At 70.5% G+C, this 13257-nt stretch carries 8 protein-coding genes; 7 read left to right on the forward strand and 1 reads right to left on the reverse strand.

Annotation, left to right across the window (positions count from 1 at the left end; translation table 11 throughout):
- Positions 1–270: 270 nt before the first annotated feature.
- Genes NGB36_RS20855 through NGB36_RS20875 form a run of 5 tightly spaced genes read left to right on the forward strand, consistent with a single transcriptional unit; the run spans position 271 to position 8211 of the window.
- Positions 271–1710: a diaminobutyrate--2-oxoglutarate transaminase gene (locus NGB36_RS20855; RefSeq protein ID WP_372509486.1), complete on the forward strand. Its 1440-nt coding sequence runs from the start codon at positions 271–273 to the stop codon at positions 1708–1710.
- Complete coding sequence (locus tag NGB36_RS20860) at positions 1707–3566, forward strand: IucA/IucC family protein (RefSeq protein WP_255921869.1); 1860 nt, start codon at positions 1707–1709, stop codon at positions 3564–3566. The genes NGB36_RS20855 and NGB36_RS20860 overlap by 4 nt, the downstream gene beginning before the upstream one ends.
- A 21-nt stretch (positions 3567–3587) precedes the next feature.
- A complete protein-coding gene (locus NGB36_RS20865) occupies positions 3588–4343 on the forward strand; it encodes a GNAT family N-acetyltransferase (RefSeq protein WP_255921870.1) in 756 nt (251 codons plus the stop codon).
- 48 nt (positions 4344–4391) lie between these two features.
- Entirely contained in the window at positions 4392–6182 is a 1791-nt protein-coding gene (locus NGB36_RS20870) for an IucA/IucC family protein (protein ID WP_255921871.1), read from the forward strand.
- 52 nt (positions 6183–6234) lie between these two features.
- Entirely contained in the window at positions 6235–8211 is a 1977-nt protein-coding gene (locus NGB36_RS20875; RefSeq protein WP_255921872.1) for an ATP-dependent DNA helicase, read from the forward strand.
- An 89-nt stretch (positions 8212–8300) separates the two neighbouring features.
- On the opposite strand, the gene lexA is transcribed toward NGB36_RS20875, so the two are convergent.
- Complete coding sequence (gene lexA, locus NGB36_RS20880) at positions 8301–9098, reverse strand: transcriptional repressor LexA (protein WP_255921873.1); 798 nt, start codon at positions 9096–9098, stop codon at positions 8301–8303.
- A gap of 471 nt (positions 9099–9569) precedes the next feature.
- Here lexA and nrdR point away from each other — a divergent pair, with 471 nt between their 5' ends.
- Together nrdR and NGB36_RS20890 are read left to right on the forward strand one after the other, a co-directional pair.
- Positions 9570–10094: a transcriptional regulator NrdR gene (gene nrdR, locus NGB36_RS20885; RefSeq protein WP_255921874.1), complete on the forward strand. Its 525-nt coding sequence runs from the start codon at positions 9570–9572 to the stop codon at positions 10092–10094.
- 145 nt (positions 10095–10239) lie between these two features.
- A complete protein-coding gene (locus NGB36_RS20890) occupies positions 10240–13164 on the forward strand; it encodes a vitamin B12-dependent ribonucleotide reductase (RefSeq protein ID WP_255921875.1) in 2925 nt (974 codons plus the stop codon).
- Positions 13165–13257: the final 93 nt, after the last annotated feature.

Below are 13257 nucleotides of genomic sequence, written 5' to 3' on the forward strand. Positions count from 1 at the left end.
ACCTGCCCGTCCGGCTCCTTGGCGAACCAGCCGCCGCCCGACGAACCTCCCGTCATCGTGCAGCCGACCCGGTACTCGGTCGGCTCGCTCGCGTCGAGCGACAGCCGGTCCGGCCGGTCCGGCCGGTCCGTGGGGGACGGATGCGGGCGGGGCTGTGGTTCCCCTGTGAAGGATCCCTGGCGACCGGCCGTTGCTCGTGGCGCCCACGGACGTTGATACGGACGGGGGAGTGCGCCGAGAAGCAATCGACCGTCAGGGAGGGGCCGTCTCGTGGCCGGACCGGCATCCATCGCACCACCGCCGCGACACCGCAGCGACGCGCGGACGGCCGCCGAGTCGATCCTGCGGCGGCAGGCGTCCCGCGAGTCGGCAGCACGCACCTATGCACGATCGCTGCCGATCGTCCCGGTGCGGGCGCGGGGTATGACCATCGAGGGCGCCGACGGACGCCGGTATCTCGACTGCCTCGCCGGCGCGGGGACGTTGGCGCTCGGCCACAACCACCCGGTGGCGCTGGAAGCCATCCGCGCCGTGCTCGACTCGGAGGCGCCGCTGCACGTCCTCGACCTCGCGACACCCGTCAAGGACGCGTTCACCACGGCCCTGTTCGAGACGCTGCCGCCCGCGCTCGCCGAGCGGGGCCGGATCCAGTTCTGCGGCCCCGCGGGCACCGACGCCGTCGAGGCGGCCGTCAAACTCGTACGCACCGCCACCGGACGCAGCGGACTGCTCGCCTTCTGCGGCGCATACCACGGCATGACCGCCGGTGCACTGGCGGCCTCGGGCGCCGCCGCCGCGAGGGCGGCCGTGGCCGAGCCCGGCGCCGGCGTGACGCGGCTGCCGTATCCGTACGAGTACCGCTGCCCGTTCGGCACCGGAGGGGAGCGCGGCGCTGAGCTGTCCGCCCGCTGGACGCAGAGCCTCCTCGACGACCCGGGCGCCGGCGTCCACCCGTTCGCCGGGATGATCGTCGAACCGGTCCAGGGCGAGGGCGGGGTGATCCCGGCGCCGGACGGGTGGCTGCGCACCATGCGGCGGATCACCGAGGAGCGCGGCATCCCGCTCGTCGTCGACGAGGTGCAGACGGGCGTGGGGCGCACGGGCGCGTTCTGGGCCGTACAGCACAGCGGCATCGTGCCCGACGTCATGGTGCTCTCCAAGGCCATCGGCGGCAGCCTCCCGCTCGCCGTCATCGTCTACCGCGACGAGCTCGACGTCTGGCGGCCCGGTGCGCACGCGGGAACCTTCCGCGGCAACCAGCTCGCGATGGCCGCGGGCAGCGCGACCCTGCGCTTCGTCTGCGAGAACCGGCTGGACCAGCGCGCCGCTTCACTCGGCACCCGGATGCTCTCGCGGCTGCGGGCACTTGCCGCGCACCACCCGTGCATCGGGGAGGCGCGCGGACGCGGACTGATGATCGGTGTCGAAATCGTCGACGCCGACGCGGAACGCGACGACTACGGGGCGCTGCCCGCCGCGCCCCGGATCGCCACCGCAGTGCAGCGCGAGGCGCTGCGCCGCGGGCTCATCGTCGAACTGGGCGGCCGGCATGGCAGCGTCGTACGACTGCTGCCCCCGCTCACCATCACCGATGAGCAGGCGGAGGCGGTGCTCGACCGCCTGACCGATGCGATCGCCGCGGCCGAGCGGACCGCACATCTTTCACCACCGAACCATGGAGCACCACCGAAACACGGAGCAATGCCATGACCCGACCATCGGGCGCCGGACAACCGCGTACCGCAGCTGTGCCCGGCCAGCGGGCCGCGACCTTCCCCGAGCCGGCCGTAGTGGCCGTAGCGGAGGACGCCGATCCGCTGGAGCAGGCCGACCCGTACGCCGCAGCGGACGCGGCCGCCACCGAGAATCTGCTGCGCTGCTGGATCCGCGAGGCCGGTGTCGCCACCCCCGCCGACGGCACCTTGCCCATCCCGCTCGCCGCCTCCGGCACCGCGCTGCGGGTGCCCGTACGCCACTGGTCGGCCGTCGGCAGCCACCGCTTCGGCGGACCGCCCGTCCTTGACGGCACCGGGGCCGGAGCACCGCACCTGGACGCCGTCACGCTCGCCGCGCTCCTCGCCCGCGAGGCCGGAAGCGCCCCCGCCGAAGGCGCCGACCTCGCCTTCCGGGTTGCCGACTCCGTCCGCCGTACCGCAGTCTTCCTGCGCGAACGCCGTATCACCGCGGCTCCGGCGCAGGGCGTGCCGCCCTTTCTCAGCGCCGAGCAGTCGCTCGTCCTCGGCCACCCACTCCACCCCACCCCCAAGAGCCGCGAGTTGCTCACCGACGCCGAGGCGCAGGCCTACTCGCCCGAGCTGCGCGGTGCGTTCCCGCTGCACTGGATGGCCGTCGACCGTTCCGTCCTCGCCACCGACTCGGCCTGGACCGTCCGCGGGCGCACCATCCCCGCGGACCGGCTCACCGCGGAACTCCTCGGCCCCGGCACCGAGCTGCCCGCATCCGTCGTGGCCCTGCCGCTCCACCCCTGGCAGGCCGGCGAGCTGACGCACCGTCCACAGGTGCGCCGCCTGATCGACGCAGGCCTGCTCCACGATCTTGGCCCGCGAGGCGACGCATGGCACCCCACCTCGTCGGTGCGCACCGTGTACCGGCACGGCGCGCCCGCCATGCTCAAACTCTCCCTCGCAGTGCGCATCACCAACTCCCGCCGGGAGAACCTGCGCAAGGAGTTGTTGCGCGGCGCCGAAGTCCATCGCCTGCTGCGCACCGGCCTCGCCGACCAGTGGCACGCCGCGCACCCCCGCTTCGACATCGTCCGCGACCCGGCCTGGATCGCCGTGGACACGCCCGACGGCGAACCCGTCCCCGGGCTGGACGTCGTCCTGCGCCATCCCACCTTCGGCGCCGACGACGACATCAACTGCCTCGCCGGGCTGACGGCGCTGCGACCGGAGCCCGCGACAGCGCAGCGGTCGCCGTATGTACTCCGCTCGCGCCTCGCCGGACTCGTCGAGGGGCTCGCCGTCCGGACCGGACGCCGGGTCGCCGCGGTCGCCACCGAGTGGTTCCTGCGTTATCTCGACGCGGTTGTCCTGCCAGTGCTGTGGCTGGATGGTGAAGCGGGCGTCGCCCTCGAAGCCCATCAGCAGAACACGCTGGTGCTCCTCGACCCCGACGGCTGGCCGATCGGCGGACGGTACCGCGACAACCAGGGCTACTACTTCCGGGAGTCGCGCCGCGCCGAACTCGAAAAGCGACTGCCCGGCATCGGCACCCACAGCGAGACGTTCGTCCCCGACGCGGTGGCGGACGAGCGGTTCGCGTACTACCTCGGGATCAACAACGTGCTCGGCCTGATCGGTACGTTCGGCTCCCAGCGCCTCGCCGACGAACGGGTGCTGCTCGCCGCCTTCCGCCGCTTCCTGGGGAAGGCGGCCACCGGCGGCCGATCGCCGCTGCCGACGCACCTCCTGGACCAGCCGACTCTGCGCTGCAAGGCCAACCTGCTCACCCGGCTGCACGGCCTCGACGAACTGATCGGCCCGGTCGACACCCAGTCCGTGTACGTCACCATCCCCAACCCCCTTGCCGCACCCGCGGCGTGAACCACGCGGAGGGCCACCCCCATGCCGCCGACCGAATCCCACACCCACACGGAAGCCGAAACGGAGAACGGGACGGACACCGAGGACACGCTCGACCTCACGCTCCCCGCCGAGCTCGCGAAACCCGCCGAGCGCTTCGCCGGGCTCCCTCCGGAGACGGACACCACCGCACCGACCGGTCGCGTCCCGGTGCGCCTGGGCGATCACGATCTCCTCGACAGCCTCGCCGAGTGGGGCCCCGAGACCACCCCGCACGGCACCTTCCAGCTCGTCCCCGTCGTCGTCGCGCGCGATCTTCCGACCGTCACCGGCTGGATGAACGATCCGGCTGTCGCCGAGTTCTGGGAGCTGTCCGGCCCGCCCGACATCACCGAGAAACATCTGCGCGAACAGATCGACGGCGACGGCCGCAGCGTCCCGTGTCTCGGCGTCCTCGACGGCACGCCGATGAGCTACTGGGAGATCTACCGAGCCGACCTCGACCCCGTAGCCCGCTACTACCCCGTACGACCCAATGACACCGGCATCCATCTGCTGATCGGCCGCGTCGCCGACCGCGGCCGCGGCCTGGGCTCGGCCCTGCTGCGCACCGTTGCCGACCAGGTGCTGGACCACCGGCCCGGCTGCGCACGCGTCATCGCAGAACCGGATCTGCGCAACAACCCCTCGGTCGCGGCCTTTCTCACCGCAGGCTTCCGGTTCGCCGCCGAGATCGACCTCCCGGAGAAGCGCGCCGCTTTGGTGATCCGCGACCGCGCCCTGCGACACCTGCTCTGACAAGCCCCGTCCCCAGACATCGTCCATCCCGCCCCCAGGAGCCGACAGGTGCTGCACCTTCCCCGCGAACTCTCCGAGGACGTCTGGTCACGCGTAGCCCGCGCCATACTCGCCAAGATGCTCGGCGAGTTCGCCTACGAGGAGGTCCTCGCTCCCGAGCCCGACGGCGCCGGCGGCATCGGCGGCACCGCCGCCCCCGGCGGCGCGTACCGGCTGGAGTTCGGCGACGGCGTCACCTACCGGTTCCGGGCGCGACGGGGCGCCTACGGCAGCTGGCGCGTCGACCCCGCCTCGATCACCCCGACCGGCGACCCCTTCGATTTCCTCACCCGCGCCCGCCGTGCCATCGGATTGTCCGGCGACACCCTCGGTCATCTCCTGCGGGAGCTCACCGCGACCCTCGCCGCCGACGCCCGCCTCGCGGCGCATGCACTCTCCGCCGCGGACCTCGCCGACCTCGACTACGCCTCGCTCGAAGGTCACCAGACCGGCCACCCCTGGATCGTCCCCAACAAGGGCCGCCTCGGCTTCTCATCCACCGACACCGCGCGGTGGGCGCCCGAAGCGCGATGCCCGCGGCCGCTGCCCTGGATCGCCGTGGGCCGCGGACTTGCCGCTTACCGTGGCGTCGCAGGGTTGGAGACACCCCGCAGCCTCTACGCTTGCGAGCTCGACGAGTCCGTGCTGCGCGCCTTCGACGACACCGTGCGGCGCCGCGGAGCCGACCCCGGCGACCACCTCTACCTGCCCGTCCACCCGTGGCAGTGGGACGAGACCGTCGTCCCGCTCTTCGCCCCCTCCATCGCCCGCGCGGACATCATCCCGCTGCCGACCGACGGCGACCTGCGCCTGCCCCAGCAGTCGATTCGCACCTTCCTCAACGTCAGCCGGCCGGAGCGGCACACCGTCAAACTGCCGCTCTCCGTCCTCAACACGCTGGTCTGGCGCGGCCTGCCCACGCAGCGCACGCTCGCCGCACCCGCCGTAACGGCCTGGGTCCACGCACTGCGCGACGCCGATGCGTTCCTGCGCGACGACTGCCGCGTCATCCTGCTCGGTGAGGTCGCCTCCGTCACCGTCGAGCACCCGGTCTACGACCACCTCCCCGAGGTCCCGTACCAGTACAAGGAGCTGCTCGGGGCGATCTGGCGGGAGCCGCTCGCCCGCCACCTCGACCCCGGCGAGCGGGCCCGCACCCTCGCCGCACTGATCCACACCGATCCCGCGGGCCGCTGCCTCACCGCGGAACTCGTCCGGCGCTCCGGCCTCGACGCCCGCACCTGGCTACGGCGGCTCTTCGCTGCCCTGCTCCCGCCGCTGCTGCATTTCCTCTACCGTTACGGCACCGTCTTCTCGCCACACGGCGAGAACGCGATCGTCGTCTTCGACGAGGGCGATGTGCCGGTGCGGCTCGCCGTCAAGGACTTCGTCGACGACATCAACATCAGCGCCGAACCGCTGCCCGAGCTCGACACCATGCCGGACGAGGTCCGCCGCATCCTGCTCACCGAACCGCCCGCCTTCCTCACCCAGTTCATCCATTCGGGTCTCTTCGTGGGAGTCCTGCGCTACCTCGCGCCGCTCTGCGAGGAGCAACTCGGCGTCTGCGAGGACGACTTCTGGGCAATGGTGCGCGAGGAGATCGTCCGCCACCACGACCGCTTCCCCGAGCTCAAGGAGCGCTTCGCCCTCTTCGACCTGCTCACCCCGCGCATCGATCGGCTCTGCCTCAACCGCAACCGGCTGCACCTCGACGGCTACCGGGACCGGCCCGAGCGCCCGCATGCCGCCGTCCACGGCACCGTGCCCAATCCGCTGCATCCCCTGCACGGGCTGTGACCGCCGCCTTCGGCCACCCGCTGTCAGTGGCGCGACGTAGGGTGGGTCCCCTATGAGCAAGCCCGCCCTCACCGAACTCCTCCACGCCGCTGTCACCGCTGTCGGCGGTGTCGAACGGCCCGGCCAGGTCTCGATGGCCGAGGCGGTCGCGACCGCCATCGACGACACCTCCCACCTGCTCGTTCAGGCGGGCACAGGCACCGGAAAATCGCTCGGCTACCTCGTCCCGGCCCTGGCGCACGGCGAGCGCGTGGTCGTCGCCACCGCGACCCTCGCCCTGCAGCGGCAGCTCATCGAACGGGACCTGCCGCGCACGGTCGAGGCGCTCAGGCCCCTGCTGCGCCGCGAGCCGCAGTACGCGACGCTCAAGGGCCGCTCCAACTATCTGTGCCTTCACCGGCTGCACGAAGGGGTGCCGGGTGACGAAGAGGACGGCCTCTTCGACCCGATGGAGCAAATGGGTGGGCCGACGAGCAAGCTCGGCAAGGATCTGCTGCGGCTGCGCGACTGGGCGGACGAGGCGGAGACCGGCGACCGCGACGCGCTCAGCCCCGGCGTCTCCGACCGTGCCTGGGCGCAGGTCTCGGTCAGCTCCCGCGAGTGCCTGGGCGCGAGCAAGTGCCCGTACGGCGCGGAGTGCTTCGCCGAGGCCGCCCGCGAGCGCGCCAAACTCGCCGACGTCGTCGTGACCAATCACGCGCTGCTGGCGATCGACGCCATCGAGGGCGCGCCCGTGCTCCCCAGCCACGAGGTGCTGATCGTCGACGAGGCCCACGAGCTGGTCTCGCGGGTCACCGGCGTCGCCACCGGGGAGCTGACGCCGGGCGCGGTGAACCGGGCCGTGAAGCGCTCGGCCAGACTCGTCAACGAGAAGGCTGCCGATGCGCTGCTCAGCGCCTCGGAGGGCTTCGAGCGGCTGATGGAGCTCGCGCTGCCCGGCCGGCTTGAGACGGTTCCGGAGGATCTGGCGTATGTGCTCGCCGCGCTGCGCGACGCCTGCCGCCAGGTGATCACCTCCCTGGGCGAGGTGCGGGACAAGTCGGTGACGGACGAGGACGCCGTACGCAAGCAGGCCCTCGCCTCGATCGAGAATGTGCACGCGGTGGCCGAGCGGCTGCTGCAGACCAATGAGTACGACGTGATCTGGTGCGAGCGCCATGACCGCTTCGGCGCCTCGCTGCGCGTCGCGCCGCTCTCGGTCTCCGGGCTGCTGCGGGAGAAGTTGTTCGCCGAGCGGTCGGTGGTACTGACCTCGGCGACGCTCAGGCTGGGCGGTGACTTCAACGGGGTGGCGGCCTCGCTCGGGCTGGCCCCGCAGGACGCCGAGCCGGCCGAGGGGGAGGAGCTGCCCGCGTGGCGGGGCATCGACGTCGGCTCGCCGTTCGACTACCCCAAGCAGGGCATCCTCTACGTCGCCAGGCACCTGCGCCAGCCCGGCCGTGAGGGCAGCCGCGACGACATGCTGGACGAGCTCGCGGAGCTGGTCGAGGCGGCGGGCGGGCGCACTCTGGGCCTGTTCTCCTCGATGCGCGCCGCCCAGGCAGCGGCGGAGGCGATGCGCGGCAGGCTCGACATGCCGGTCCTCCTGCAGGGAGAGGAGACGCTCGGCGAGCTGATCCGAGCCTTCGCCGAATCGGCGCGAACCTGCCTGTTCGGCACCTTGTCTCTCTGGCAGGGCGTGGACGTCCCGGGGTCAAACTGCCAGCTGGTGGTGATGGACCGGATTCCGTTCCCGCGGCCGGACGATCCCCTGATGAGCGCCCGCCAGAAGGCCGTCGAGGAGCACGGTGGCAACGGCTTCATGGCGGTCGCGGCGACGCATGCGGCGCTGCTGATGGCACAGGGGGCGGGACGGCTCATCCGTTCGACGGACGACCGCGGGGTGGTCGCCGTCCTCGACCCCCGGCTGGCGACGGCACGGTACGGCAGCTTCCTGCGGGCCTCGATGCCGCCGTTCTGGTACACGGTCGACCGCAATCAGGTGCGCAAGTCGCTCGCCGCCATCGCAGCGGCAGCCGACGCCCGTTAACGTCGGCTCACGCAGACGTCTGCGTCATCCGCAGACGTCAGGACCCCGGAACCGGCGCAGGGGCTCCGGGGTCCGCCTGGCAGGGGCGCTCAGACCCTTCGCAGTACTGCTACGACCTTGCCGAGGATCGTCGCCTCGTCGCCGGGGATGGGCTGGTACGCGGAGTTGTGCGGGAGCAGCCACACATGGCCGTTCTCCCGCTTGAAGCGCTTGACCGTCGCTTCGCCGTCGAGCATCGCGGCGACGATGTCGCCGTTCTCCGCGACGGGCTGACGGCGCACGGTCACCCAGTCTCCGTCGCAGATGGCGGCCTCGATCATCGAGTCGCCGACCACCTTGAGCACGAACAGCTCGCCGTCGCCGACCAGTTGACGCGGGAGCGGGAAGACGTCCTCGACGGACTCCTCCGCGAGGATCGGCCCGCCCGCGGCGATCCGGCCCACCAGCGGCACATACGACGCGGACGGCTTGCCCGTGGTGTCGGTGGGCTGCGTGTGGGGGGTGTCCGAGGCGCGCACCTCATAGGCGCGCGGGCGGTGCGGGTCGCGACGCAGGAAGCCCTTGCGCTCCAGCGCCATCAGCTGGTGCGCGACGGAGGAGGTGGACGACAGCCCGACCGCCTGTCCGATCTCCCGCATGGACGGCGGGTATCCCCGCCGCTGGACCGAATCCCGGATGACTTCGATGACGCGACGCTGGCGGTCGGTGAGGCCTGAGCTGTCCGCGCGAATTCCCGGCGGCCGGCCGGGCAGCGATCGTGCGGGCTTCGTCGTCTCGTCGTTCATCGCGTCCATGGGCATGGCACTGGGCTGCAGCCGTTCCTGATTCCGGCGGTCCTGGGAGCGGTCATGTGCGGTGATGGTCGCGCTGTCTGCGGTGGTGGTCACGGCGGCCCCTCTCGAGATGTTCTCCCTAGCGAGACAACGGTAGTTGGTTTCGAAAGGTTGCGCCAAACACACGTTCGAGTGAACTTTCGCGAATCCGGTGACATGATCAAGATATTGGGTGTATTGGCTGGCACTCCACCGTTGCCGAGTGGTGACCCACGGTGACGCCCGGGGGTCCGCACACACCGTACCGCCACCTCGCGTAGGCTCGCAGCCGCACTCAGGGATCGCCCGGAGGGTGTTCGAGGCGAACGGCCGACACGACACGCAGTTCGCGCGCCTCGCACCCAGGCCCCAGATCTAGTGGTTTCATTGGAAGTAGCCACCCAGAAGTTGTGGTCCCCGGGGCTCCGTTGCTCCTGGCATCGCCTATGCTTGTGGCTGCTTCGTGAGGCCTGTGAGGCGCATGAGGCGACGTTTCCATGCCGCGCCGCAATTGTGCGCGTGCACAGAGGGTGAGGAGGGAAAGACATGCACTGCCCCTTCTGCAGGCACCCCGACAGCCGCGTCGTGGACAGCCGTACCACCGACGACGGCACCTCGATCCGCCGACGTCGCCAGTGTCCCGACTGCGGGCGCCGTTTCACGACGGTGGAGACGGCGTCGCTGATGGTGATCAAGCGCAGCGGAGTGACCGAACCCTTCAGCCGTGACAAGGTCATCGCCGGGGTGCGGAAGGCCTGTCAGGGCCGCCCGGTCTCCGAGGACGCACTCGCCCAACTCGGGCAGCGCGTCGAGGAGGCGGTACGGGCCACCGGCAGCGCCGAGCTGTCCACCCACGACGTGGGGCTGGCGATACTCGGCCCGCTGCAGGATCTCGACCTTGTCGCCTATCTCCGCTTCGCCTCGGTCTACCGGGCCTTCGACTCGCTCGAGGACTTCGAGACAGCCATCACGGAGCTCCGCGGGGCCGCCCCCGCTGCCGAAGGCGCCGGAGTCCCCCGCGCCCCGGGCCCCCAAGGGCGGCAGACCGCCGACACCCGCAGCGCAGGGTGACCGGCGGGGCGCGGCGGCAGGAACCGCGCCCGACGACAGAACGACATGGACTTGCCGAGGCCAGGTACGCCGAGGCGGCAGACAACACCGTGCGGCGGGAAGAACCGCGGCACTTCAGGGCGTTTTGCCCGTATAGGGAGGCGGCATGACAGAGACGACGAGCGGCCCGGCGCGTGGCTCTCGCTCCAAGAGCGGCAACGGCGCGAAGACGGCCAAGGCCGCGGGTGCCGGAAAGGGGCTGCGTATGGAGCGCATCCACACCACCCCGGGCATCCACCCGTACGACGAGGTGGCCTGGGAGCGCCGTGACGTCGTCATGACCAACTGGCGCGACGGCTCGATCAACTTCGAGCAGCGAGGCGTCGAATTCCCCGACTTCTGGTCGGTCAATGCGGTCAACATCGTCACCAGCAAGTACTTCCGCGGTGCAGTGGGCTCTCCGCAGCGCGAGAACAGCCTGAAGCAGCTCATCGACCGTGTGGTCAGGACCTACCGCAAGGCGGGCGAGGAGAACGGTTACTTCGCCTCCCCGGCCGACGCCGAGATCTTCGAGCACGAGCTCGCCTATGCGCTCCTGCACCAGATCTTCAGCTTCAACTCCCCGGTCTGGTTCAACGTCGGCACCGCCCAGCCGCAGCAGGTCTCCGCGTGCTTCATCCTCTCCGTCGACGACTCCATGGAGTCGATCCTCGACTGGTACAAGGAAGAAGGCATGATCTTCAAGGGCGGCTCGGGGGCCGGCCTCAACCTCTCCCGCATCCGCTCCTCCAAGGAACTCCTCTCCTCCGGCGGCAACGCCTCCGGACCGGTCTCCTTCATGCGCGGCGCCGACGCCTCCGCCGGCACGATCAAGTCCGGCGGCGCCACCCGCCGCGCCGCCAAGATGGTCGTCCTGGACGTCGACCACCCGGACGTCGAGGCCTTCATCGAGACCAAGGTGAAGGAGGAGGAGAAGATCCGCGCCCTGCGCGACGCCGGATTCGACATGGACCTGGGCGGCGAGGACATCACCTCCGTCCAGTACCAGAACGCGAACAACTCGGTGCGGGTCAACGACGAGTTCATGCGGGCGGTCGAGAAGGGCGAGAAGTTCGGCCTGCGCGCCCGCCTGACCGGCGAGGTCATCGAGGAGGTCGAGGCCAAGGAGCTGTTCCGCAAGATGGCCGAGGCTGCTTGGGCCTGCGCCGACCCGGGCATTCAGTACGACGACACGATCAACCACTGGCACACCTCGCCGGAGAGCGGCCGCATCACCGCCTCCAACCCCTGCAGCGAGTACATGCACCTGGACAACTCCTCGTGCAACCTCGCCTCGTTGAACCTGATGAAGTTCCTGCGCGACGACGACCAGGGGAATCAGAGTTTCGACGCCGAGCGGTTCGCCAAGGTCGTCGAGCTGGTCATCACCGCGATGGACATCTCCATCTGCTTCGCCGACTTCCCGACCCAGAAGATCGGCGACACCACGCGCGCCTTCCGCCAGCTCGGCATCGGGTACGCCAACCTCGGCGCCCTGCTGATGGCCACCGGTCACGCCTACGACAGCGACGGCGGCCGTGCCCTCGCGGGAGCCATCACCTCGCTGATGACCGGCACGTCGTACAAGCGCTCCGCCGAACTGGCGGCGGTCGTCGGCCCGTACGACGGCTACGCCCGCAACGCGACCGCCCACAAGCGCGTCATGAAGCAGCACGCCGACGCCAACGCAGCCGCCAAGCGCATGGACGACCTGGACACTCCCGTCTGGGCCGCGGCCACCGAGGCGTGGCAGGACGTCATCCGCCTCGGCGAGAAGAACGGTTTCCGCAACGCCCAGGCCTCGGTGCTCGCCCCGACCGGCACCATCGGCCTGATGATGGACTGCGACACCACTGGTATCGAGCCGGACCTGGCGCTGGTCAAGTTCAAGAAGCTCGTCGGCGGCGGCTCGATGCAGATCGTCAACAACACCGTCCCGAAGGCGCTCAAGCGGCTCGGCTACCAGCCGGAGCAGGTCGAGGCGATCGTCGCCCACATCGCCGACCACGGCAACGTCATCAACGCCCCCGGACTGAAGCCGGAGCACTACGAGGTCTTCGACTGCGCGATGGGCGAGCGGGCCATCTCGGCGATGGGCCACGTCCGCATGATGGCGGCGACGCAGCCGTTCCTGTCGGGCGCGATCTCCAAGACCTGCAACGTGCCCGAGAGCGCCACCGTCGAGGAGATCGAGGAGATCTACTTCCAGGGCTGGAAGCTCGGTCTGAAGGCGCTGGCGATCTACCGCGACAACTGCAAGGTCGGTCAGCCGCTGTCGGCGAAGAAGAAGGAGGAGAAGGCCGCGGAAGAGGCGGCCCCGGCCACGACCGCGGCTCCGGCCGAGAAGATCGTCGAATACCGCCCGGTCCGCAGGCGCCTGCCGAAGGGCCGCCCCGGCATCACCACGTCCTTCACGGTGGGCGGCGCCGAGGGCTACATGACGGCCAACTCCTACCCGGACGACGGTCTGGGCGAGGTCTTCCTGAAGATGTCCAAGCAGGGTTCGACCCTCGCGGGCATGATGGACGCCTTCTCCATCGCGGTCTCGGTGGGCATGCAGTACGGCGTTCCGCTGGAGACGTACGTCTCGAAGTTCACCAACATGCGCTTCGAGCCGGCCGGTCTCACGGACGACCCGGACGTGCGGATGGCCCAGTCCATCGTCGACTACATCTTCCGCCGTCTTGCGCTGGACTTCCTGCCGTTCGAGACCCGCTCGGCGCTCGGCATCCACTCCGCGGAGGAGCGCCAGCGCCACCTCGACACCGGTTCGTACGAGCCGTCGGTCGACGATGTCGAGGTCGACGTCGAGGGCCTGGCCCAGTCGGCGCCGCGCCACATCGAGCCGCCGAAGCAGGCACCGGCGGCGAAGCCCGAGGTGGTGGCGGCCGTCCCGGCTCCGAAGGAGGCGCACACCTCCACGGAACTCGCCGAGATCCAGCTCGGCATGAGCGCCGACGCACCGCTGTGCTTCTCCTGCGGTACGAAGATGCGCCGCGCGGGCAGCTGCTACGTCTGCGAGGGGTGCGGTTCCACGAGCGGTTGCAGCTGATCATCTGGCTTTCACTCTGACGGGTGAATGTTGAGGCGGGGCATGGACTTTCGGGTCCGTGCCCCGCCTCGTCGTCATCGGTCCACGGGCATG

Source organism: Streptomyces humicola (genome assembly GCF_024436035.1).
Lineage (GTDB): Bacteria > Actinomycetota > Actinomycetes > Streptomycetales > Streptomycetaceae > Streptantibioticus_B > Streptantibioticus_B humicola.